The organism is Sulfitobacter sp. (assembly GCF_041552635.1).
Classification (GTDB): Bacteria; Pseudomonadota; Alphaproteobacteria; order Rhodobacterales; family Rhodobacteraceae; genus Sulfitobacter.
In genome coordinates, this window is the sequence record NZ_JBFEKM010000055.1 from 1 (window position 1) to 22,482 (window position 22,482).

General features: G+C 55.4%; 20 protein-coding genes and 1 tRNA gene. 12 read left to right on the forward strand and 9 right to left on the reverse strand.

From position 1 onward, the window contains the following. Positions 1–128 precede the first annotated feature (128 nt). Positions 129–914: a hypothetical protein gene (locus ABYT07_RS08460; RefSeq protein ID WP_372990833.1), complete on the reverse strand. Its 786-nt coding sequence runs from the start codon at positions 912–914 to the stop codon at positions 129–131. A 504-nt stretch (positions 915–1,418) separates the two neighbouring features. On the opposite strand from ABYT07_RS08460, the gene ABYT07_RS08465 reads away from it, so the two are divergent. Together ABYT07_RS08465 and ABYT07_RS08470 are read left to right on the forward strand one after the other, a co-directional pair. Beyond that, positions 1,419–1,820, forward strand: a complete 402-nt coding sequence (locus ABYT07_RS08465) for a hypothetical protein (RefSeq protein ID WP_372990834.1) — start codon at positions 1,419–1,421, stop codon at positions 1,818–1,820. 746 nt (positions 1,821–2,566) lie between these two features. Further along, the gene (locus ABYT07_RS08470; protein ID WP_372990835.1) at positions 2,567–4,702 is read left to right on the forward strand and encodes a DEAD/DEAH box helicase; all 2,136 of its coding nucleotides are present in this window, start codon (positions 2,567–2,569) and stop codon (positions 4,700–4,702) included. A gap of 613 nt (positions 4,703–5,315) precedes the next feature. Here ABYT07_RS08470 and ABYT07_RS08475 read toward each other — a convergent pair. Both ABYT07_RS08475 and ABYT07_RS08480 read right to left on the reverse strand, forming a co-directional pair. Further along, positions 5,316–5,858, reverse strand: coding sequence for a hypothetical protein (locus ABYT07_RS08475; protein ID WP_372990837.1), 543 nt, complete (start codon positions 5,856–5,858; stop codon positions 5,316–5,318). A 143-nt stretch (positions 5,859–6,001) separates the two neighbouring features. Further along, entirely contained in the window at positions 6,002–6,634 is a 633-nt protein-coding gene (locus ABYT07_RS08480) for a recombinase family protein (protein ID WP_372990839.1), read from the reverse strand. Between the two features lie 296 nt (positions 6,635–6,930). On the opposite strand from ABYT07_RS08480, the gene ABYT07_RS08485 reads away from it, so the two are divergent. Then, entirely contained in the window at positions 6,931–7,323 is a 393-nt protein-coding gene (locus tag ABYT07_RS08485) for a hypothetical protein (RefSeq protein ID WP_372990840.1), read from the forward strand. Between the two features lie 210 nt (positions 7,324–7,533). Here ABYT07_RS08485 and ABYT07_RS08490 read toward each other — a convergent pair whose 3' ends face one another. From ABYT07_RS08490 to ABYT07_RS08505, 4 genes are all read right to left on the reverse strand, one after another. Continuing rightward, positions 7,534–8,907, reverse strand: coding sequence for a phage integrase SAM-like domain-containing protein (locus tag ABYT07_RS08490; RefSeq protein WP_372990841.1), 1,374 nt, complete (start codon positions 8,905–8,907; stop codon positions 7,534–7,536). Between the two features lie 63 nt (positions 8,908–8,970). Then, a tRNA-Ser gene (locus ABYT07_RS08495) sits at positions 8,971–9,060 on the reverse strand. 529 nt (positions 9,061–9,589) lie between these two features. Then, on the reverse strand, positions 9,590–10,687 hold the full coding sequence (gene ychF, locus ABYT07_RS08500; protein WP_372990843.1) for a redox-regulated ATPase YchF: 1,098 nt from the start codon (positions 10,685–10,687) through the stop codon (positions 9,590–9,592). A gap of 59 nt (positions 10,688–10,746) precedes the next feature. Continuing rightward, the gene (locus tag ABYT07_RS08505) at positions 10,747–10,938 is read right to left on the reverse strand and encodes a hypothetical protein (protein ID WP_372990844.1); all 192 of its coding nucleotides are present in this window, start codon (positions 10,936–10,938) and stop codon (positions 10,747–10,749) included. A gap of 178 nt (positions 10,939–11,116) precedes the next feature. On the opposite strand from ABYT07_RS08505, the gene trpA reads away from it, so the two are divergent. From trpA to ABYT07_RS08545, 8 genes are all read left to right on the forward strand, one after another. Beyond that, complete coding sequence (gene trpA, locus ABYT07_RS08510; protein WP_372990845.1) at positions 11,117–11,908, forward strand: tryptophan synthase subunit alpha; 792 nt, start codon at positions 11,117–11,119, stop codon at positions 11,906–11,908. Between the two features lie 79 nt (positions 11,909–11,987). Continuing rightward, positions 11,988–13,154 carry an L-lactate dehydrogenase gene (locus ABYT07_RS08515; RefSeq protein ID WP_372990846.1) on the forward strand — a complete coding sequence of 389 codons (1,167 nt, stop codon included), beginning with the start codon at positions 11,988–11,990 and terminating at the stop codon, positions 13,152–13,154. A gap of 249 nt (positions 13,155–13,403) precedes the next feature. Next, positions 13,404–14,048, forward strand: coding sequence for a 50S ribosomal protein L25/general stress protein Ctc (locus ABYT07_RS08520; RefSeq protein WP_372990847.1), 645 nt, complete (start codon positions 13,404–13,406; stop codon positions 14,046–14,048). Positions 14,049–14,166: 118 nt separating this feature from the next. Then, positions 14,167–14,883 (forward strand): aminoacyl-tRNA hydrolase, encoded by a 717-nt coding sequence (gene pth / locus ABYT07_RS08525; RefSeq protein WP_372990848.1) that lies wholly within the window; start codon positions 14,167–14,169, stop codon positions 14,881–14,883. Further along, positions 14,880–15,914, forward strand: coding sequence for a DUF2332 domain-containing protein (locus ABYT07_RS08530; protein ID WP_372990849.1), 1,035 nt, complete (start codon positions 14,880–14,882; stop codon positions 15,912–15,914). The genes pth and ABYT07_RS08530 overlap by 4 nt, the downstream gene beginning before the upstream one ends. Before the next feature lie 64 nt (positions 15,915–15,978). After that, complete coding sequence (locus ABYT07_RS08535; RefSeq protein ID WP_372990851.1) at positions 15,979–17,151, forward strand: serine hydrolase domain-containing protein; 1,173 nt, start codon at positions 15,979–15,981, stop codon at positions 17,149–17,151. Further along, on the forward strand, positions 17,151–17,534 hold the full coding sequence (locus ABYT07_RS08540) for a DUF2237 family protein (RefSeq protein ID WP_372990852.1): 384 nt from the start codon (positions 17,151–17,153) through the stop codon (positions 17,532–17,534). Before ABYT07_RS08535 ends, ABYT07_RS08540 begins: the two co-directional genes overlap by 1 nt. Beyond that, positions 17,531–18,112: a DUF4893 domain-containing protein gene (locus tag ABYT07_RS08545; RefSeq protein ID WP_372990853.1), complete on the forward strand. Its 582-nt coding sequence runs from the start codon at positions 17,531–17,533 to the stop codon at positions 18,110–18,112. Before ABYT07_RS08540 ends, ABYT07_RS08545 begins: the two co-directional genes overlap by 4 nt. A gap of 61 nt (positions 18,113–18,173) precedes the next feature. Here ABYT07_RS08545 and trpB read toward each other — a convergent pair whose 3' ends face one another. Continuing rightward, the gene (gene trpB, locus ABYT07_RS08550; protein ID WP_372990854.1) at positions 18,174–19,400 is read right to left on the reverse strand and encodes a tryptophan synthase subunit beta; all 1,227 of its coding nucleotides are present in this window, start codon (positions 19,398–19,400) and stop codon (positions 18,174–18,176) included. A 159-nt stretch (positions 19,401–19,559) separates the two neighbouring features. Beyond that, positions 19,560–21,479 carry an AsmA family protein gene (locus tag ABYT07_RS08555; protein WP_372990856.1) on the reverse strand — a complete coding sequence of 640 codons (1,920 nt, stop codon included), beginning with the start codon at positions 21,477–21,479 and terminating at the stop codon, positions 19,560–19,562. 64 nt (positions 21,480–21,543) lie between these two features. Here ABYT07_RS08555 and rimO point away from each other — a divergent pair. Next, positions 21,544–22,482, forward strand: a 939-nt coding sequence (gene rimO / locus ABYT07_RS08560) for a 30S ribosomal protein S12 methylthiotransferase RimO (protein WP_372990857.1), incomplete at its 3' end; no start/stop codon positions are given.

Consider the following 22,482-nt stretch of genomic DNA (forward strand, 5'->3'; position numbering starts at 1 on the left):
AAATTAGCTCATGCCCCCCCAGCCAGCGTGGGCAGGCAGAGGGTTTGCTTCCCAGCATTTACCTGCACCACTTTATTATGACCGCTGACTACTCTGGGGCCAGAGGGGTCTACCGGTGCTGGGGGCACCTATTTGGGGAACACGGTTTTTTCGATGTGGAAATGAGCTATCTCCTTAAGGTTCATTGTTTGATTCCCCTTCAGTGCGGATTCTAGCGCAGAATGCCTTTCAAACCATGATTCCTCGAGTGGGTAGAATGTCTTCACATACTCAGTGCCCGGCTCAATAACCGCCAAAGCCTCTCTGTCCCTAAAGTCGGACAACTTAACTCTGTATAGGTCACTTCGGCGTTTGTATGGGGAGGTTTCGACAGGGATCTTTCCAAGTTTTTGAAGACGAATCTTATCACTGCCAATAAAGTCCACCTGACCTCTCTTCAGATTCGCAATCCCATACCTAAGTGCGAGTGTTTCGTTAGCATGTCGCCCAATCTCGTAGACAAAGGGCGATGTCTGAGTGTCAGCATCTCGATGCGCTTCACGAGCACGCGTGGCTTCGGCTTCAAGGTCGAACTTTCTCTTCTCAGCGAGTTTTGCGGCCCTTATTTTTTCGTCTTTTAATTTAGCATTATGTTTTTCCCTGAGGCCTTCAACGATTGCAGTTCGCCTTTCCAGCTCATTCTTATTCGCTTCAATCTCCGTCTTTCTACTTTTCTTCTTTTGAAGGACGAGAAGATATAATGTGGCGCTGATTACGCAGAAGGTTAGCCAATATTGAAACCCAACAGCAAGAAAGAGTAAAATTACTGAAGTAACAGCGGAAATAGAGTTGAGCGCTCGAATGGATCTATCTTCGGGTTCATTTTTTTTCGTCATTGAATACCTAAATCCGACATTCCCCAAGTAGAACGTCATCTTCCCAAAGGTGATGCTATTCTGAGCACCAGTCAAGCATCTTGGCCGTGCCGATCGATGTCTGGCAAACTTGCACTTGATTTGTGTGCGATTTCTTGATTTAAAATCCTGCCCCTTTCGTTGGTCTGATAGACGGAATTTTTAATAGACCCGTCGAGCCGCTTTCGTTCGGGTTTTGCCGCTGACACCCTCATGCGGGAACCGGTGGTGAACGCAGCCGGTGGATCGCCTTGAGAATGCGATAAAAGGGACTGCCGCTGACCGCGAGCTTGGCAAGCTGGAACGTTACCCGGGCACCGATTTTGATCAATTTGAGTCGCGACAAAGGCCTTCAAATTTCAGTGAGCTGCCTGAAATGCGCTAAGTGGACGGCTTCAGATCCGAAACAGTAGAAGACGCTTGCGAGAAGATGCTGACTCTTATCCAATGGTATGAAAGCATAGCCTAATAGCTAAAAATCGTATTTTATTTGCTTTCCTGCCGAATCCTGCAGATAGGAAAACTATGACAGACCTTACGCCACAGCAATTTCGACGCCTTTATCATCGGATGCTTGAGCCAAAACCAAAACAGTTTCACATTGCGGATAAAAATGATGACCCTTGGGGGATAGTCATTACCAGAAAAGTGGTAACAGGAGTCCAAATCTGGCATTCCTTGAAAAACCAAAAGCTGACATTGGCACTTACAACAGAGTATACAAGATTTCTTATTCCAGAAGGTATCTCACCAGATGGCTCATTAGAGGAACGTAGTCCAAAAGGGTGGCGCATGTATCGGTGGGACATACCTTTCGTCAATGGAACAAAAGAGCTTTCAGGACAACCTGCAATGGTTGATGTCATTGGTCACGTGAAGTCTGGTTTTGAATGGTTTAGGATGAACCGATCCGACCTGAACCCTTAACCATAATAAACGGCTCAGAGGGCACCTGTGCTTGAAACGTGTTAATTGTTTAGTTGGAACCGCTTTGGTCGAAAGACATGAGGTGGGCTCGCATTCTTAAGGCTTGGCTTTAGCATCTGCCGATGGAACACCAGCGTCCCATTCACACTGTCTTGTCCGGCTGGAAATCCCGAGGAAAGGCTGATGTCTTCGGGACTGGTGGGCGGGCAAGGGTATACATCGAAGTCTTAGAAAATACACATAGACCGCATGGGGATGCGTTCTGTGGCCGGCAGGTCCCGTGGCTCAATCCTGCCTGTGACTTTTAATTGACGCAGATTCCAGTTTTTGACGTCTATTTCTCATTGAGTAACGGTGCGTTTGCAGCTGGCCGCTGAGATCGAACCACCAAAACCCACCAATGCTGTATGACGATCTCGATCTAGAGCGGCTGGCCACATAGGCAGCACACGTGGCAGTCATATGCAGAAGCAATCTCTGACGATAACCCGAAACTCTAGGCGTGTTCACTGGATGATTATTCAACAGAGGCGACTTCGGTTAGGTCGGCAGTATTAGTAAAGACCTATCTCGCCGTCAACTCGATTTCCCGCATCCTTGGAAGCTACATCGGCTCAAACAGCGGCTTCGTCCTTTGGGTTGTGCCGAATGAGGCGATCTACACACAAACCGTTCGTCGCTTGAAGGATAGGCAAGACCCCTACCGCCAAGTTCTGGATCGTGCCGCTGCTGGCCGCGTTAAGATCATGGAAAAGACTGACCGCCTCGACCGTCGCGATATTGAGGCGAACCTATGCGTGATGGTCTTGATGCTTCAGTCCGCGAACCGCGAGACGCAAGACAGCCTCAAGATGTTTCGCGACCGGGGTGACGTTCATGGCTTCACCCCTGTTGGGCAGCAGGACAAGCACGAAGAACTGCTGAAGGCCATTCCGAACCTGTCTACATATGACCAGGCCGATGCGATGGCCCCTTGGGCGATGGTGAAAGATAGCCTGGGTAATGCTCTCCGGATTATCCGGCCTATCGTGGTTGTGGATGAAGGCCAAAAGGCGGTCTCGGAGCTGGCCTTTAAGACGCTCTACGGGTTCAACCCGTCTTTCGTCCTCGAGCTGACGGCAACGCCGAAGGATGTCGCACCCACTGCGACCAAGGCAGGGCGATATGCGAACCTGCTGGTAGAAGTGACAGGGAAAGAGCTTGACCAGGAAGGCATGATCAAGATGCCTCTTAATCTGGACCCTCGCCAAGGTGCTGATTGGCATTCGACTCTTGATGTGGCCGTGTCCAAATTGCAGGGAGTTCAGGCTGCTGCCGATGCTTTCAAGGCAGACGGTGGTGATTACATTCGCCCTATTATGCTCGTTCAGGTCGAGCGGACAGGTGACGATCAACGCGAAGGCGGCTTCATCCATGCCTTGGATGTAATGGAACGCCTTAAGCAACTCGGCTTCGACGAGGCGGAAATTGCCATCAAGACGGCGCAGCGAAACGACCTGAAAGCGCCGGAGAACCAAAACCTCCTATCTGAGACCAACCTTGTGCGGGTCATTATCACGAAGCAAGCTCTCCAAGAGGGCTGGGACTGCCCTTTTGCTTATGTCCTATGCTCACTAGCTGCGAGCAGCAACAAAAGCGCGATGACGCAACTGGTGGGGCGGATTCTACGCCAGCCGTGGGCGCGCAAGACGGAAGTGCCGCTTCTCGATGAATGTCATGTCGTGACACACCATGCCGGGACAGGCGATGTGATAAAGGCCATCAAGGAGGGACTGGAAAAAGACGGTTTGTCCGATCTAGTCGTGACCATGCCAGGTGGATCAGGTGCGGGCCCAAAGGACCGCGTTGCTCGTAAAATTCCTCGTCGAGATTTCTTCGACGCGAAAGACATCTACCTCCCGATGGTGCTTTGGATCGATGGCTCTGAAGTTCGCGAGTTTGACTACGACACCGACCTTTTGTCTCGACTGGATTGGAAGGACTTCGATCCTGGGGACATGGCGAACGGGCTACCAGCAAACCCTACGGAAGTGACGTCGCAGTTACAGCGTTTCAGACTTAGCGATTCTGACGGGAAGATCGTCAACGAAGAGGGCGAAGTCATTTCGGAGAATATGGCTTTTGATCCCGTCTTCGTTTCCAGGTCGATTTCTGACCTCGTTCCCAATGCATTCATTGCCAGAGGGATCGTGACGAAGCTTATTTCTGCACTCGATGGATGTGGCTATGACGCGGACAAGCGCGGGAAACACGCCGGGCTCATTTTGACCGAGCTTCGGAAGGCACTGGAAACGGCACGGTCCACAGGTGCCGAAGCGCTCTTTAGAGGTTTCGTGACCAAGGGTCTCGTCCAGTTCCGTTTAAGAGTTGATGGCCGCAACTGGCAGATGCCGATGGAAGACCTGACGATACAGCCGACTTCTGCAACCCCTCTGCTGAATGAAAACCATAAAGCATTGGAGAAGAGTCTCTTTGCACTGAACTATCGGGATGACTTCAACGATGATGAAGCCAACGTTGCAGTTCACCTCGACGGCGCAGGAGCGGTTACCTGGTGGCACCGCAACGTCGCTCGACATCAGTATGGCCTTCAAGGCTGGCGTCGCGGACGCATTTATCCAGATTTCGTTTTCGCCGCAGAAAACGCTTCGGGAGGGAAGCGGCTTGTGGCGCTGGAAACAAAGGGTGATCAGTTGTCCGGAAATCTCGACACTGAATACAAGCGGAAAGTCCTCAATGCGCTCACCGATAGCTTCTGTTGGGACGCGTCTATTCCAGCTGGACAGCTTCAGTTGATCAATGATGATGGCTCTGTAGTCGAATGCGCACTGGTCTTGATGAGTGATATAGATGCTAAACTACCTGCCCTTATCGCTCCATAGACCCACCGCAGCCCTAAAGGTTGATAGCAATCAGATCCGTGGTCACAGTGGCCCTACTCCCCGCCAGGTTACTGGCCGGGAGTTGAGCCGATGGCGATAAGCGGATTGACTTGCTGTCAAAGAACGAAGGTTCCAACACGCGCAAGCCCCTGGCCACCGCAGGTGATGAAATGCAGGCACGTGACTGCATTTCAAAGGGGCGACACATGAACAAAAATCTCTGATTTTTGCGTGTTGGATAAGTTCTGACCTTTTGGGCGCAGTTTGAGGATGGCAAAGCTCGAAAGAGCTAACAATGCAACGCTCACTGAAAGCATGTAATAAAACATGCAATAAAACGCCACAATCCCAAATTAACCAATGAAATCAATGGTGGGTGGCGGAGACGAAGGGAGACGATCTCATTTTATATATTCCCATTAAAATCAGTCACTTAAATGTCCTTTGTGGTACACAGCTAGCACTTTGCCAACATGGACCACAATTAGAGTGGATCGCAATGTCCATCCCGACTTCATCATTGAGGGTTTTGACCTAGAGCAGCCACTGACGTCGTTCTGGTATTTTGTTAAGGCCAAATTTTGGGTGAAGTCATGATGCAAAGTGCTATGCCCTATAACTTGAGGCCTTTGACAGATTGGATGTACCAACCCCAGCAGTCGTCACCCGCCTCATCTTCACAGTATTTGGAGACATCCCATGCAGCTGGCGCATCCTCAACATCTTTGGAGCGGAAATCGACAGGGTTTCCGTTAGGCTCAAACCAACCACTTATGACAGCTTGAAAGCGCTTGCCTTCAGTTTCGCCCACCTTCCGAAACTCAACCACTACGACGACTTCAGTTATAACATGACCCTCAGTCTTATTGGTCATAGTGCCCGAGAAAAAGTCACTACCAGACTGAGATCTTGGACCTGCGTTCCCGGTGACATTCTGTGCCGTCGAAGGTGACACGTCCTTGTTAAATCTTGCTATGCAGTTAATTTTTATCGTCTCTTCTGACAGAATTTCACGGGCAGACATTTCGATACACTGACTGACACCTTCAACTGTCCCGGCGTTTAGCGTATTGTTGATTACTTCCCTAATCGGCTTGCACCCTACCAAAGCAACACAGCAAACAGAAGCGAACGCAAGTCTCAGTTTAGATGTCATAGCAACTCTTCTCTCGGACAAAAGATGGCATAGGTAGCAACTTCAAACAAAGTAATCAAGGTTGCCTGCTGATCATCCGCTCTCTGTGAAGTAGCTGACCTATTTGTCAAATTGCTTGCCTGAAGTCTTGATTTTATAAATCATCAGCTCCAACGCTCTAGAGCCTCTTGCGCCGCTGCTGGGTTCGCTTTGATCCTCAGGACAGCCTGCCGTGTCATACCATTCTCTCTTGCTATCTCTGACGTACCCTTGCCACTCGACAACATTCTAACCACGGCATCCAGCGTAACCTCGTCGTAGCTAGGCTTGCGCCCCAGATACTTGCGTGGGTTACTCTTGGCAGCGGCTATGCCAGCCTTCTGGGCCTCTTTTGTCGCTTCGGCCTGTGCCTGTGCTGTCGCAGCCATGAACGCAATGAGAGCGTCCCGTACAGCCTCTTGCATGGGGTCTGTGGTGGCTCCGTCGAAGGTCATGCCATTGATCACCGTACGGACGACGACACCCTGACGCATAAACGCCCTGATCGTGTCAGTCACGTCCTGATAGTCACGGCCCAGTCGGTCCACCCAACGGACCACAAGAACATCACCCCGCCGTAGCTTGTCGAAGAGACGTTTGCCCTCCGGTCGATCTGCCAGCTTGGTGCTAACGCCCGACACACCATGATCTGCGATAACAGCGTCGATGACGAAGCCTGCGGCTTCTGCCTGTGTCTTCTGATGATCAATGTTCTGGTCTGCGGTGCTGACGCGGGCGTAAAGAATGGTCTGTGACATAGGTCCTCGCATGTGTTCGTTAAGGTTATGTCCGTTAATAGATATGTCCGTTGATTGCTATCAACCCTTACGGACACCCTCCCACTGTATCAGTCGAGGTGTCCATAGAGGTATACCCTTACGAACGCCCTCTCAACGAAGTCCGTGGCCTTCGTCATGGTCCACCCCCAATACGCGACGGTGGAAAACCCGAAAGTCACACAGGCGCAGGTACCGTGAAAGTGGATTGCTAGACCGTTCACAGGCCAGTATTAATCGCGGACAATTAATGCGTGAAATCTGGAATTAGAACCTCTATGGTAAAGAAACTCTTGGCAATAATCGCCATAGTCGTGGCAGGCTATGTCGGGTATGACACTTACAAGATGTATCGAGGTGGCTACTTTGATATGCCTGAGCTTGGCCCCAACGACTTCTTTCTTTCATTCAAGAGTGGCCTTCGTGGCGTCATGCGAGACATTCCTGACGAACGCCCTGCGAGGCGCTATATCGCGTATGGTGCGAACAATGTTCCCACGTGGTTTCAAGAGACGTGGTCAGAATGTAGGCTTCCAGCCGAAGATGAGCGGGCAGCTTTTGAACAAAATGTAGATGTTGGACCCGGCGGACGACTAGAAGCGATCTGCGAAATTGACGCCGAGGGTGATATCTTCGTCCGAGGATGGTTCTCCTCCGTACCTGCTCTTTGATCAAATTAATCCGTATCTACGTGCCGCACCAAAGCTTCAGTGCCTCACTGAGGCAAGCCCTGTGAGACACTCAACTCATACCGGCCTCTCGTCGGTTGAACCCAAAGCTGTTAAACACCCTCACCCCCCTACAAAGCCTATGGGGGAAAGCCGCTATCGCTGCCGATATAGATAAGCCTCTCAGATATGCGACCCATTTTTGATCCGCCTCTAGAACGGTGGGTTTACGTAGGCTTTTGCCTGCAGGGCGAGGTCTTCAATCTCATCTGAGGTCAATCTTTCGCCCAGTGCGTACGCAAGTAATCCTATCTCTTCGTCGGTGTCCCCAACTGCGACGGCATCTAGGTGGTCCAATAATACTCTGCATCCTTGTCGGCCCGCCCTGATGGTTATGACATGCACTGCCGCATCAGGACATTTCTCGAACTCGTCCCCAATCAGCTTTCCCACCTTGTCGCTAAACACTGCTGCCCGCGCTTCTATCCACCCTTCCGCATCCCAGTCCCCGTTTGCTGCACCGTGCTTGTCTCGACCTGCTGCTTCGGACCATGTATCAGGTATGCCGTCTCCAAGGCCTGCTAGCTGTCGGTAAGTCCGTCGCATAACTCCTACCTGCCCATCGCTTACAAGTCCCAGCGCGACAATCTCACGCTTGGAGTAAAGGAACGCCGAGTCTTCACGCATCATAACCAGTCGCCACGCTGCATCCTGCCGTTCCGTCGCTGACATTGCCAACCGGACCTTGCTGTTGTCCTCCAATGCAATCTTACGCGCATCCTTGAGGCTACATGTGTGGACCCTTGCTGGCACCTTGCGGCTCTTGAGGTACATCTTGTCGACTATCGCCCAGTTCCAGAGAACTCGCATGAAGTTGACATGCTTTGTGACAGTTCCAACGCCCAGCCCTTTCTCAATTGGCAAGTATTGCGTGCGGAACTGAAATGCTCTCTCTGGCGTCACGTCTTGCAGGAGCGGAGCCTCCATGTCGAGAAACTCCAGCAGATGCTTCATTGTCGATCTGACGTTGAGAGCTGTGGTTACAGCCAGAGGATCAAAGCCGAACACGTTGCCTTCTTTACGTTCGTCCAAGTATTGCTCTAGGGCTTTCTCAAGGGGAACCGCCCCTTTGAAGACAAGCGCCCCAAGAGCAAACGCCTCACGCTCCTTGCCTGCATCCGCTGCTGCTTCTAGCTGATCTTCCGGCACATAGTCGTAGCCCTCCCGCTCCTCGTCGGTAGCGTCCAAGCGCATCTTTCGCCACTCTTCGGCAGCCTCTGGGGACAAGTCCAAGATCCTGCCAATCCCACCACGACCACTTGCAGCGATTGCATCCGCTTCCAGTTGCCTGATCTGCCCAACCCTCACATCACGAATACGGAGGGCTTCTGCGTGGGTCCTCGTGCGGAGTCCCAACTTGATCTCCTTGCCAAAGGGCTTATCGGTCCAAGGGTTCGTCGTTCCCACTAGCACAGGTGGAGTGAGCATCCTAAGCGAGTACCCTTTGCCACGCGGCTTTATCAGGTGCTGCATATCAATGCTGCCAGAAGGGGAGAGTGATTTGCTGTTGTCGTTGTGGTCCATCATGTACCACAGAGTAAGGTGTACCACATGGGTAAACAACCTTATAAAACAACGCCTTAGGTAAAATGGCGGAGACGAAGGGATTCGAACCCTCGAGACCCTTCCGGGCCTACTCCCTTAGCAGGGGAGCGCCTTCGACCACTCGGCCACGTCTCCACCGACGCGTATAGCCAAGCAAACATGGGTATTACAAGGCGAAAATTCCCTTTTTTGAAATTTGCATCAAAGCCCTCAAAAATAGCCCCAGAGGCACTGACAACTAGGCAAACGCGTGCAATTGCCTGCAGTAACCCCTCCTGATATTCATACGAACCCCACGCCCACCTACCGACAAAATTCACAAAAATCTATCAAACTTTCGCGCGATATGATTTCAGAGGCGTGCAGTTCGCACCGATGTTCTCATCATGTTGGCAATTACTGCAAAGAAGCACGAACCAAGCACCGCAACGATTAAAAAATCAAAGGCTACCCTATGTTGGCCAGTATGCAGACTGAGCGGCTGTCGCAATGATCTGCGGCACCACAGAGAGCTCGCTGTCCTTGAAAATCTCCAAGATCCGGCCGACTAAGTAATGCTTAAGTTACTTGAATACCCCAATGGTCATGCGCAGCAAAACTACGCACAAGCACAAAGACCGACCAAGGTCGCAAACAACGCTAAAGTACAGAAAAGCAGTCGAGCTTAGTTGTTAAACAAGAAATGCAGCACATCGCCGTCTTTGACCGTATAGGCCTTGCCCTCGGCGCGCATTTTGCCGGCTTCCTTTGCAGGACCCTCGCCACCCAGATTCACGAAATCATCAAAGGCAATTGTTTCGGCGCGGATGAAGCCTTTTTCAAAGTCACCGTGAATCACGCCTGCGGCTTTGGGGGCCGAAGTCCCCTGCCTGATCGTCCAAGCGCGAGCTTCCTTGGGGCCCACGGTGAAATATGTCTCGAGATGCAGCAACTCATAGCCTGCGCGGATCAAACGATCGAGCCCGGCTTCTTTGAGGCCCATTTCCTCAAGGAACATGTCGGCCTCTTCCGGGTCCAGCTGGCTGATTTCTTCTTCAATCTGGGCCGAGATGATAACGTGGCTGTTGCCTTGCGCTGCGGCCATTTCCCCGACGGCAGCGGATAAGGCATTGCCCTCGGCAGCCTCTGATTCGCCGACATTGCACACGTAAAGCACGGGCTTGGTTGTCAGCAGTTGCAGCATCCGCCAGGCTTTGGCATCGTCTTCGTCGACCGTGATGGTACGGGCAGGTTTGCCCTCCTCGATTGCGGCTTGGGCAAGCGCCAAAAGGCGGTCTTGCTGGGCGGCGTCCTTGTCGTTGCCTTTGATCTTGCGAACCAGACCTGCGCGGCGCTTTTCGATACTTTCGAGATCCGCCAACATCAGTTCTGTGTCGATGGTTTCGGCGTCGGCGACAGGATCAACCCGGCCTTCGACGTGGGTCACATCGCCGTCTTCAAAACAGCGCAGCACATGGGCGATGGCATCGGTTTCTCGGATGTTGGCCAGAAACTGGTTACCCAACCCTTCGCCCTTGGACGCGCCTTTGACGAGGCCCGCAATATCAACAAAGGTCATACGTGTCGGAATGATGCTTTTTGACTTGGCGATCTCGGCCAATTTATCTAGGCGCGCGTCCGGCACGGCGACTTCGCCCACGTTGGGTTCGATCGTGCAAAACGGAAAGTTTGCCGCCTGCGCAGCTGCCGTTCGGGTCAGCGCGTTGAAGAGGGTCGATTTGCCGACATTTGGCAGACCCACGATTCCCATTTTAAAGCCCATGACATGCATCCTTTATAACTTGGCGCTGTCCTAGGGTTTTGCCGGCGTTTGCGCAAGTCTTAGCGCGCGCGGCGATCCTCGTGAGACTGATAGATCAGGATCCATGCCAGCAGGATGAACATCGGGTGGGTCAGGCCGCCAGAGAATATGATCGCCGGAATCCAGATGAGGAACACGATTATGGCGGTGAATATCCGGCCTGTCAGCAGGATCGAAAGCGGGGGCAAAAAGAGCGCAAGAACATAATTCATAGCTAATATTTAAGGCCCCTTTTAGATATTGAAAGACCCCGCTGCGACAAGCGCACGGAAAATTCGAATTTCCCGGTCAGGGATTTTTGAAAATTCCGCGCCTGACATGCATGGTGTTCCATTGATTTCTGCGGTGTTATTGGGCATTGCATCGTGAACACGCAAAAAGGCCGCCCCCATGACACGCATTGACGCAAAATTCGCTGACCTGAAATCCCAAGGCAAAAAGGCATTTGTGTCTTATGTCATGGCGGGCGATCCGGATTTTGACAAATCCCTGGAAATCGTGCGCGGCCTTCCCGGTGCCGGCGTCGACATCATCGAACTTGGCCTGCCTTTCACCGACCCCATGGCGGACGGCCCCGCCATTCAGCTGGCCGGACAGCGCGCCTTGGCTGCGGGCATGACGCTGAAAAAGACGCTGGAACTTGCCGCTGCCTTTCGCGAACAAGACGACACCACACCAATTGTTTTGATGGGCTATTACAACCCGATCTATTCTATGGGCGTTGATAAATTTCTTGTCGCCGCCAAGGCCGCCGGCGTTGACGGTCTGATCGTGGTTGATCTGCCCCCCGAAGAAGACAGCGAGCTGTGCATTCCCGCTCAAGCGGCAGGATTGAACTTTATCCGGCTAGCCACGCCCACAACTGATGACAAGCGCTTGCCGCGGGTGGTTCAGAACACCTCGGGCTTTGTGTATTACGTCTCGATCACCGGGATCACTGGTTCCGCCGAGGCGGATGCGGGCGATGTCGCCCCCGAAGTTGTGCGCATTCAAAACGCAAGCGGTCTGCCCGTGATTGTGGGTTTTGGTGTTAACACACCCGAAAAGGCACAGGCGATTTCTGCTGTGGCCGACGGATGTGTAGTTGGCTCTGCCATTGTCTCCAAGATCGCAGGTGGCGCGTCGGTTGACGAAGTCCTCGCATTTGTGAAGACTTTGGCCGACGGGGCGCATCGCGCCTGATTTAATTCGGCGCAAAGCGATTGCGTTAAGTCCTCTCTATTGGTTAGATAATCTGACCAATACGAGAGGAAGCCCGTTGATGCCCGTAATCACGAATATCCAAGACCTCAAGCGCCTGCACGAACGTCGCGTGCCGCGCATGTTCTATGATTATGCCGAATCGGGCAGCTGGACCGAACAGACTTTCCGCGAAAACACATCGGATTTCGACAAAATCAGGCTGCGCCAGCGCGTCGCTGTAGACATGAGCGGGCGCACCACCAAGACACAGATGATCGGTCAGGACGTCGCCATGCCCGTGGCCCTTGCCCCGGTCGGCCTGACCGGCATGCAGCACGCCGATGGTGAAATCAAAGCCGCCCGCGCTGCCGAAGCGTTTGGCGTGCCCTACACCTTGTCCACCATGTCGATCAATTCGATCGAGGATGTAGCCGAGGCGACGACCAAGCCGTTTTGGTTCCAGCTTTATACCATGCGCGATGAAGATTACGTATCGCGGCTGATCCAGCGCGCCAAGGATGCGAAATGCTCGGCGCTTGTCATCACGCTTGATCTGCAGATTCTCGGCCAGCGTCACAAAGATCTGAAAAACGGCCTCTCTGCCCCGCCCAAACTAACCGCCAAGACCATCGCAAACCTTGCGACCAAATGGTCGTGGGGAATTGAGATGCTTGGTGCAAAGCGGCGCACCTTTGGCAACATCGTGGGCCATGTCACGGGCGTTGATGACACTGCCAATCTGGGCGCGTGGACGGCTGAACAATTCGATCCCAGCCTTGATTGGGGCAAAATTGCCAAGCTCAAGGAACAATGGGGCGGCAAGGTGATCCTCAAGGGGATTTTGGACGCCGAAGACGCCAAAATGGCGCTCCAAGTTGGCGCGGATGCGATCATCGTCAGCAACCATGGCGGGCGGCAGTTGGATGGGGCTGTCAGCTCGATTAGCGCGTTGCCGTCGATATTGGACGCGGTTGGCGATCAGATCGAGGTGCATCTTGATAGCGGCATCCGGTCGGGTCAGGACGTTCTCAAGGCGATGGCGATGGGGGCATCAGGCACCTATATTGGCCGCGCCTATATCTACGGTCTGGGTGCCATGGGCCAGAAAGGTGTCACCACCGCACTTGAGGTGATCCACAAGGAACTGGACCTGACCATGGCACTGTGCGGCGAAACCTCTGTTGGCGCTTTGGGCAAACATAACCTATTGATCCCCAAAGACTTCCAAGGCGACTGGCAGGACTAACCTGCCCCCTGCCCCGTCTTGTAGGCCAAGACGGGGATCAGATCGGCGGTCTGCCCCCCCTCAAAGCAAGGCCACCGCTGGGCGGGACGACCTCAATCATCGGGAACTCCCCCCGGACTGACAAGATCAGCCCCAGCATAGCACCGGCGTTTTTGGCCTTTCCACAGGGGCCAATCCCGTCTATACGCGCGGCTTCACGCGGACATACAGCCTTGGAGGATGTCCGCCCTAAACATATTGGAGAATAACATGGCTGGAGAGATTCCTGATCTTGAAGCTTTCGTACGGACGGGGACAGGCAAGGGCGCCGCTCGTCAGGCACGTCGTGACGGCATGGTACCGGGTATTGTATTTGGCGGCGACGTCGATCCACTGCCGATCAACCTTGATTTCAACAAGCTGCTGACCAAGCTGCGCGCCGGTCGTTTCCGCGCCACATTGTTCAACATGAAGGTTGAAGGCCACGACGACGTTCGTGTGATCTGCCGCGATGTGCAGCGTCACGTTGTCAAAGACTTGCCAACCCACGTTGACTTTATGCGCCTCAAGCGCACCACAAAAATCAACCTGTTCATTCAGGTCGAAGTTTCGGGTGAAGAAGAATGCGTTGGCCTGAAAAAAGGCGGCGTTCTGACATTGGTACGTCCTGAAGTCGAACTGGTTGTGACCGCGGGCGATATCCCTGATCACATTACTGTTGATATTTCCGGTCTGCAAATCGGTGACAGCGCGACAATCGCGAACGTTGTTCTGCCCGCAGGTTCGAAGCCCGTGATTGACCGTGACTTTGTGATTGCACAAGTTTCGGCACCTTCCGGTCTTGCCAGCCAGGACGACGAAGATGAAGACGTTGCAGCAGACGAAGTGCCAGCAACAGAATCCAAAGAAGACTGATAGAACGCACAACCCCACGCAAGTATGGTTGAAGGGATACGGGGTCGCCACTGGCGGCCCCGTATTTCGTTTGGCGCAAGTGTTTGTTACGCTGGCAGCAAAGATAAAGGATCTCGTCATGAAATTGATCGTAGGGCTTGGCAATCCGGGCGCAAAATACGCCCGCAACCGCCACAACATCGGCTTTATGGCGCTGGACATGATCGCGGCCGATCACGGGTTCACCCCGTGGAAGACCAAGCATCAAGGTCAAGTCACCGAAGGTCGCTTGGGGTCCGAACGCGCCGTACTGCTCAAGCCCGAGACATTTATGAACCTTTCGGGCCAATCCGTGCAAGCCGCGATGCGGTTTTACAAGCTCGAGCCATCAGATGTCATCGTCCTGCATGATGAAATCGACCTCGCCCCGGCCAAGGTGAAATGCAAAACCGGCGGCGGCCACGCGGGCCACAACGGGCTGCGGTCGATCCATGCGCATATCGGGCCCGAGTATCACCGCGTCCGCCTTGGTGTGGGCCACCCCGGCCACAAGGACGCCGTCCCCGGATATGTGCTGCGCGATTTCCCCAAGGCCGACGAGGGTTGGCTAGACGATGTGCTGCGCGGCATAAGCGATGGTGCGCCGGAGCTGGCGCGCGGCGATATGGCGAAATTCATGAATGCTGTTGCGATGCGCGTTTCCCCACCCCGATCCGGCACGGGGACCAAGGGACCGGCCAAACCGCCGCAAAAGGCACAGGCCGTCAAACAGCCCCAGCCGACAATCAAAGATGACCCCGAGCCGCAGACCGACGAACGATCTTCCCTGCAAAAATTGATGGACCGCTTCAAATGACACTAAAACAAGCCTTTGAGGACCAAGCAGGCCATTGCGTCGCTTTGGGATCGCCCTTTATGGGCCAATTGATGATGGTTCTGGCCCGCGGCTGGCCCACAGACAGCGTCCTTGGCCGTAAGTTCGCCAGCGCCACAGGCGACGTTGGGCCCATGGGGGCATCGTTGCCGCTGCGCCTCGCAGGCGGGTTGCATGCGCTGGTACTCAAGCGCAAGGCACCGGAATTATCCGCAGTGTACCCGCCGCACCAAGCCTCTGACGCCGATCTATCTGCCGCAGTGCTGACCGCCCTTCAGACTCACGAGGCATTCTTGCTGGAGTGGACCGACCATGCGCCCCAAACCAACGAAGTGCGCCGGTCGGCCGCGTTGATCGCAGGCGCACGGGTTGCGGCACAGCATTTCAATCTGCCGATCCAACTGTCCGAACTGGGGGCCAGTGGCGGGCTGAACCTGATGTGGGACCACTTTGCGCTGGAAATTGACGGCCATCACTTTGGGCCGAATATGTCGACCATCCTGCTGTCCCCGGATTGGACCGGCGCGCTGCCCCCCAAGACCCAGCCGCAGATTCAAAAGCGGCGCGGTGTCGATCTGAACCCGCTTGACCCCACGCGCCACGACCACCTGCTGCGGCTGATGGCCTATCTGTGGGCAGACCAGCCTGAACGTCTGAACCTGACACGCTCAGCGGCGTCTGTGATGCAGGCCAAGGTGGATCAGGGCGATGCCATCGACTGGCTGGCGCAGCAATTGCCCAAAGCGCCCCAAGGCTGCTTGCATCTGATACAGCACACCGTCGCGTGGCAGTATTTCCCCAAACCTGCCCAAGCGCGCGGCAAAGCCCTGATCGAAGCGGCAGGCCAGCTTGCCACGGCGCAGCGCCCCTTGGCATGGCTTTCGATGGAAAACGACGGGACGGATGAAAAGGGGGCCGCGCTGACCCTGCGTCTATGGCCCGGTGACATCACGTTGAACCTTGGCCGCGCTGATTTCCACGGACGCTGGATTGACTGGCAACACACCAGCTGATGCGGTTGGGCTGGTACGCAACCGGCCCCTGTGATTGGATGGCCGCAGAGGTAGGGAGTTGCTGATGCGAACATTCGGAAAATGGCTGGGACGGATTTTACTGGCGCTGGTTCTGGCGGCCGTGGTCGTGGGCCTGTGGAAGCGGGACGAGATCACGCGGCTGATGGCGGTCAATTCGTTGTTCGCCCCCGAAAAGATCGTCTTTAACTTTAGCCACATGGATCAGGCGTTTCTGTCTACCCCGGTGCCCCGCGGCGATGGCCCCACCGCCGAGCTGGAGTATGGTGCGGAATTCACCCTGCCCCCACAGGTGAATGACTGGATCACCGCGCGCGACGTGACCGCTCTTGTTATCCTCAAGGACGGCAAAATCGTTTACGAAAACTATTACAAAGGGACAAAACCAGATGACCTGCGGATCAGCTGGTCGGTCGCCAAAAGCTATCTCTCGGGTTTGGTCGGAATCTTGCTGGACGAAGGCCAGATCGGATCACTTGAGGATCAAGTCACGCAATATGCGCCTAGCTTGATCGGGACAGCCTATGACGGGGCCACCATCCGCAATGTGCTGAACATGGCCAGCGGCGTTACCTTTGACGAGGATTATCTGGATAAGAATTCAGACATAAACCGCATGGGGCGCGTGATCGCATTGGGCGGCACATTGGATGGTTTCACCGCCGAACTGACGGACCGCTTTTCCGCCCCCGGCCAGCAGTGGCAATATGTGTCGATTGATACCCATGTGATCGGCATGGTCGTGCGTGGGGCGACGGGGCGTTCGGTGCCCGATCTGCTTAGCGAAAAGGTGATCGCGCCAATGGGGCTTGAATATGCGCCCTATTACCTGACCGATGGGGCGGGTGTCGGATTTGTCCTGGGCGGACTAAACCTGACCACGCGCGATTATGCGCGCATGGGGCAGATGTTCTTGCAAAACGGTGCCTATAACGGCCGCCAGATCGTGCCTGCCGCTTGGGTGGCAGCATCAACGGCACCCACTGCACCGACAACAGCGGGGGCAATCGGCTATGGCTATCAATGGTGGATTCCCCAAGGGGCCCCGGCTGGCGAATTTATGGCGCGGGGCGTCTATGGCCAGTATATCTACATCAACCGCGCAGACGGCGTGGTGATTGCCACAAACGCCGCCGACCGCAAGTTTCGCGAGGCGGGGGTAAGCCAACAGAACGTCGATATCTTCCGCCTGATCAGCACCACAGTGGAGGATATGTAATGGAAGCCGATGACAGCATTAACGTGCTTGGCACCGCTTTGGTCATTTGCGGAACCAATCCGGTAACGGGGTATTTTCGCGACGGGATGTGCAATACCTGCGCAGCCGATCAGGGCAGCCACACGGTCTGCGCCGTGATGACAGCCGAATTTCTGGCCTATTCAAAATATGTCGGCAACGACCTGAGCACGCCGCGCCCTGAATATGGCTTTGTCGGGCTGAAACCCGGCGACCCATGGTGCCTATGCGCCGGCCGTTTCTTTCAGGCAGCCGAGGAAGGCTGCGGACCAAAGGTGCATCTTGAGGCGACCCACCGGCGCGCGCTGGACGTTGTTCCCCTAGAGGTGTTGCTGGCCAATGCAGCCACCGCAGACGACGCATGACGGTACGGCTGCTTGCCATATTCCTGATCTGCGCGGCCCTGCCAGCGGCGGCACAGACCCTGCTACGCCCCCAGGAACAATCCCGCCTTGACCGGTTCGACCAGACAGCGGGCCGCGCCTTATTACAGGCGCTCGAGGTTGGCACAGCGGCAGATGTGGCAGCACTGACCCAAGCGTTATCGGGCACCGCACAGGTCGCCTTTGACGAAGGGCTGGGCGGCGATTGGTCCTGTCGCACCATGAAACTGGGCGGACTGACCGGATTGGTCGTCTACAGCCCGTTCAAATGCCGCCTGACATTTCAGGGTAACGGCTATCTGTTTGAAAAGCTTAGCGGGTCGCAGCGCACGCGCGGGGTCATTTCCCTGCAAGACGGGCGCGCGATCTATGCCGGCACAGGCTTTGTCGCGGGCAAAACGCCGCCTGACTATGCAGATCTTGCTGCCGATTTCGCTGGTACCGGTGAAATCCAACCTGACATCGCCGTGTTTGAACGCATCAGCAACAAACGCGCGCGCCTGATGTTTCCGGCACCCGTGGTGGAAAGCGATTTCGATATTCTAGAACTGACACGCTAAACCGACGCGAAAAAAAGGGCGACCCTAAGGCCGCCCATCTGCCGTCACATCAAACGATCCGTCAGACTTTCATTTCAAAGCCAAGCGCTTTGGCCACCGTAAAGATATCCTTGTCGCCACGCCCGCACATATTCATGCAAATGATGTGATCCTTGGGCAGTGTCGGCGCGATCTTCATCACATGGGCCAGCGCATGCGAGGGTTCGAGCGCGGGAATGATCCCCTCAAGCTTGCAGCTCAGTTGGAAGGCCTCAAGCGCTTCGACGTCGGTGATCGACACATACTGCGCGCGGCCAATGTCGTGCAGCCAGGAATGCTCTGGCCCGATACCGGGATAGTCAAGACCCGCAGAAATCGAGAACCCCTCGAGGATCTGGCCGTCGTCGTCCTGCAACAGATAGGTGCGGTTGCCATGCAATACTCCGGGGCGACCACCAGTGAGGGACGCGCAATGCTCCATCTTGTCGTTCACGCCCTTGCCGCCTGCTTCGACACCGATGATGTTGACCTGCTTGTCATCAAGGAAGGGAAAGAACAGGCCCATCGCGTTGGACCCACCGCCGATGGCGGCGATGAGTGTATCGGGGAAGCGGCCTTCGGCTTCCATCATTTGTTCGCGGACTTCCTTGCCGATGATGCTTTGGAAATCACGGACCATGGCGGGGTATGGGTGCGGGCCCGCAACCGTGCCGATGCAATAGAAGGTATCGCGCACGTTGGTGACCCAGTCGCGCAGCGCATCGTTCATCGCATCTTTCAATGTGCCACGGCCCGACGTCACAGGAATGACTTCGGCACCCAGCAGACGCATGCGGAACACGTTGGGGGCCTGACGTTCAACGTCATGCGCGCCCATGTAGACCACACATTGCAAACCGAACTTGGCGCAGACCGTTGCCGTCGCCACACCGTGCTGACCGGCACCGGTTTCGGCGATGATCCGCTTCTTACCCATGCGGCGGGCAAGAATGATCTGGCCCAACACGTTGTTGATCTTGTGCGCACCGGTGTGGTTTAGCTCGTCGCGCTTCATATAGACTTTGGCACCGCCCAGATGGTCGGTCAGACGCTCGGCAAAATACAACGGGCTGGGGCGGCCGACGTAATGGGTCCACAGATCGTGCATTTCGGCCCAGAAACTATCGTCGGTCTTGGCTTTTTCATATTGCTCTTCCAGCTCAAGAATAAGCGGCATGAGGGTTTCCGAGACAAATCGCCCCCCGAAATCGCCGAAACGACCGTTCTCGTCTGGTCCGGTCATGAAAGAGTTGAAAAGATCGTTGGCCATAAGATGCTCCTTGCGCTTGGCATAGCCATAGCGCTCCCGCTCAGTCAGGTAAAGACGAGGACGCGGCGACGATTTGACACTTGAGCGCCCCACCCGAGGCAGGGCCCGGAAAATTCGAATGTTCCGGTTCGGAATTTTTGAAAATTCCGGATGCGCCCGCTAGTCGAAAATTTTAAAGAGCTCGCGCTTCAGTTTATCTTCGACCTTGTCTTTGACGGCATCTTCGACCGATTGCCCGTCTTGCCGCTGAATACCCAGCTTTTCTTCCAGTTTTTGCTGTGCCTTTGCCTTTTCAGATGCGAAATTCAGGTCAAGCGCGGCTTGCAGGTCAGGTTTGATCTGGGGCGCAGACCAAGGCCCGAAGATGCGCACAGGCACCGCCAAGCCGCGATCACCGTTCACGCGCAAAGCTTTGGGTGTCACGGTATAATCAACGGTTTGTGCCCCAAGGCCTACCTGCCCCGTCCCTGTCGCCGTGAAATTGGGCAACAGCATCAGCAGATCCGTATTGCGCAGCACACCGTTTTCAATCGCGAATGTCGCCCCGAGCGAATCGAAAACCGTCGTGCCGCCCTTAACGTCAAAGTTTCCCATCAGCGCATCAAGGTCGATCCCCTCAATGCTGCCGCGCCCGACATTGACCGCGCCATTACCGCCAAGCGAACGCATAATCGCGTCAAGCGTTTGACCGCTTCCCAAGAACGACAGCTCGGCATCACCCGTGCCGCGAAACCGGCTTAGTCCTGCGGTCTGTTGTAACAGCGGCTGCATGGATACCCCCTGCGCTGCCAGCTTGCCACCGACAGACAGTCCCCCGCGATTGTTCACTACGAATTCACCGCTGATCACGCCGTCATAGGCGTTAATCTCGCGCAGTTCGGCCACCATGCGGGATTTATCATTGCGCAGCAAAACCCGCGTGGGCCCCAGCGTCAGCGCGCCCAGATCAATACTGTCCGCTTTCAATGCGATTTCACCGTTGAACGCCGCAAGGCCCGAGGCATCAATCGCAGCCTTCGACCACCCCGAGGGGGCCGGAGCCGCAGAAGTACCACCTTCTCCGGTGTCGCTCCCCGCGAAACCCGCAAGGTTCAGCGCACCCGCACTGAGTTGCGCGTTGATATCAGGCGTGCCGTTCAATGTGATATCCGCAGCACCGCGCAGGGTATTTCCGCCAAGGTCAGCCGTCATCTCGCGGATTGCAAGACGGCGATCGGGGGTCAGGGTTAGCTGCGCCCGAACATCCATGATGCGCCCCAGCCCTTGGGGCAGATCAACGGCACCCTCCCCCAGAGACGCCAAAAAACGTCCCGTGTCAGATGTTTTCACCCAAATGTCACCCGCAACAGCGCCCGCAAGCCCCGCGCGTCCGGTCAGGCTTGCACCGCCGCCTTTCGTATCAACACGCGCCTGCAAGGGCCGTACGTCGCCGTTCAGAAACTGGTCAAAGCGGTCAATCGTAGCGTTAACCGTCACCCGTTCCCCCGCAGGACGCAGTGCCGCATTGATCACGGCAGGGCCCGCACGTTCAGGCCAGTCCAACGACAGATCAACCCCTTCATAGCGCACCAGATCGCTGCCTTCGGCGTCATAAATCAGCGTCGCATCCGTGATGTTCAGCCGCTGGATCGTCAGCGGGCGCGGTGCGCTGGCCGGGGCGGTCGGCGCGGTTTCGATCTGCGCGGCACCCCCGCCATCGGTGAACTGCCAACTGGCGCGGCCATCGCGGCGTTGTTCAAGCCGGATCGTGGGGCTTTGCGCCTCGATATTGGTGATCTTGATTTCACCACGGATCAGCGCCATTGCATCGACGCCAATCGCGGCATTTGCCGCTGACAGCATCGCACCGTCCTTGGCCCATGACGCATTTCCCACCTCAAGGCCACCAGCGCTGACCCCCAAAACAGGCCAGAAGGTCAGCCCGACATCGCCTGTGATGGCAACGTCGCGCCCTGTTAAATTGCGCAACTGATCCGCTGCCACTTTCGCAATCCGGTCAGCCGGCAGCAAAAATAATGACCCCACGGCGACCACGATGACCAGCAGCAAAAGCCCAAACAGCCTGATAATCCATTTCATTGCCCGTCTCCTTGCCCATTACAGGCCCTTTCCCAGACCCTTTGCATGGCTTATAGCGCATTTCATGAGCACAAACCCACCAAATCTACGCCCTGATCTTGCCCCCAAAGCAAAAATCAGCAACCCGTCCCGCCCCGGCCAGCCGACCATCGGCATGGTGTCGCTTGGCTGTCCAAAGGCTTTGGTCGATTCCGAAAGGATTTTGACCCGTCTGCGCGCCGAAGGATATGGCGTGTCGCCCGACTATGCCGGTGCAGACGCAGTCATCGTGAACACATGCGGATTTCTGGATTCCGCAAAGGCCGAAAGCCTTGAAGCGATTGGCGAAGCGCTCAAGGAAAATGGCCGTGTGATCGTAACGGGGTGTCTGGGGGCAGAACCCGACTATATCCGCGAACACCATCCGCGCATTCTGGCCGTGACCGGCCCGCACCAATACGAACAAGTGCTGGATGCCGTGCATGCCGCCGTGCCGCCGTCGCCCGACCCGTTCATTGATCTGCTGCCGGCCCAAGCCGTCAGCCTGACACCGCGCCACTACAGCTATCTGAAGATCTCGGAAGGCTGTAACCACAAATGCAAGTTCTGCATCATCCCCGACATGCGCGGCCGCCTGCAATCGCGCCCCGCCCACGCCATCATGCGCGAGGCTGAAAAGCTGGTGCAAAGCGGGGTCAAGGAACTGCTGGTGATCTCGCAGGATACCTCCGCCTACGGCGTTGATATCAAACATGCCGAAGATCGCGGGCATCGCGCCCATATCACCGATCTGGCGCGCGATCTGGGATCACTTGGCGCGTGGGTGCGGTTGCATTACGTCTACCCCTACCCCCATGTGCGCAATCTGATTCCGCTGATGGCAGAGGGTCTGGTGCTGCCCTATCTGGATATTCCATTTCAGCACGCGCATCCTGATGTTCTCAAACGTATGGCCCGTCCCGCTGCCGCCGCCAAGACGCTGGACGAGATCGCCGCCTGGCGCGACACCTGCCCGGATATCACG

Bases quoted from the DNA above. Each gene is read 5' to 3' on its own strand.
- ABYT07_RS08460 (WP_372990833.1), bottom strand. From the start codon at position 914: ATGACGTTCTACTTGGGGAATGTCGGATTTAGGTATTCAATGACGAAA.
- ABYT07_RS08465 (WP_372990834.1), top strand. From the start codon at position 1,419: ATGACAGACCTTACGCCACAGCAATTTCGACGCCTTTATCATCGGATG.
- ABYT07_RS08470 (WP_372990835.1), top strand. From the start codon at position 2,567: ATGGAAAAGACTGACCGCCTCGACCGTCGCGATATTGAGGCGAACCTA.
- ABYT07_RS08475 (WP_372990837.1), bottom strand. From the start codon at position 5,858: ATGACATCTAAACTGAGACTTGCGTTCGCTTCTGTTTGCTGTGTTGCT.
- ABYT07_RS08480 (WP_372990839.1), bottom strand. From the start codon at position 6,634: ATGTCACAGACCATTCTTTACGCCCGCGTCAGCACCGCAGACCAGAAC.
- ABYT07_RS08485 (WP_372990840.1), top strand. From the start codon at position 6,931: ATGGTAAAGAAACTCTTGGCAATAATCGCCATAGTCGTGGCAGGCTAT.
- ABYT07_RS08490 (WP_372990841.1), bottom strand. From the start codon at position 8,907: ATGATGGACCACAACGACAACAGCAAATCACTCTCCCCTTCTGGCAGC.
- ychF (WP_372990843.1), bottom strand. From the start codon at position 10,687: ATGGGCTTTAAAATGGGAATCGTGGGTCTGCCAAATGTCGGCAAATCG.
- ABYT07_RS08505 (WP_372990844.1), bottom strand. From the start codon at position 10,938: ATGAATTATGTTCTTGCGCTCTTTTTGCCCCCGCTTTCGATCCTGCTG.
- trpA (WP_372990845.1), top strand. From the start codon at position 11,117: ATGACACGCATTGACGCAAAATTCGCTGACCTGAAATCCCAAGGCAAA.
- ABYT07_RS08515 (WP_372990846.1), top strand. From the start codon at position 11,988: ATGCCCGTAATCACGAATATCCAAGACCTCAAGCGCCTGCACGAACGT.
- ABYT07_RS08520 (WP_372990847.1), top strand. From the start codon at position 13,404: ATGGCTGGAGAGATTCCTGATCTTGAAGCTTTCGTACGGACGGGGACA.
- pth (WP_372990848.1), top strand. From the start codon at position 14,167: ATGAAATTGATCGTAGGGCTTGGCAATCCGGGCGCAAAATACGCCCGC.
- ABYT07_RS08530 (WP_372990849.1), top strand. From the start codon at position 14,880: ATGACACTAAAACAAGCCTTTGAGGACCAAGCAGGCCATTGCGTCGCT.
- ABYT07_RS08535 (WP_372990851.1), top strand. From the start codon at position 15,979: ATGCGAACATTCGGAAAATGGCTGGGACGGATTTTACTGGCGCTGGTT.
- ABYT07_RS08540 (WP_372990852.1), top strand. From the start codon at position 17,151: ATGGAAGCCGATGACAGCATTAACGTGCTTGGCACCGCTTTGGTCATT.
- ABYT07_RS08545 (WP_372990853.1), top strand. From the start codon at position 17,531: ATGACGGTACGGCTGCTTGCCATATTCCTGATCTGCGCGGCCCTGCCA.
- trpB (WP_372990854.1), bottom strand. From the start codon at position 19,400: ATGGCCAACGATCTTTTCAACTCTTTCATGACCGGACCAGACGAGAAC.
- ABYT07_RS08555 (WP_372990856.1), bottom strand. From the start codon at position 21,479: ATGAAATGGATTATCAGGCTGTTTGGGCTTTTGCTGCTGGTCATCGTG.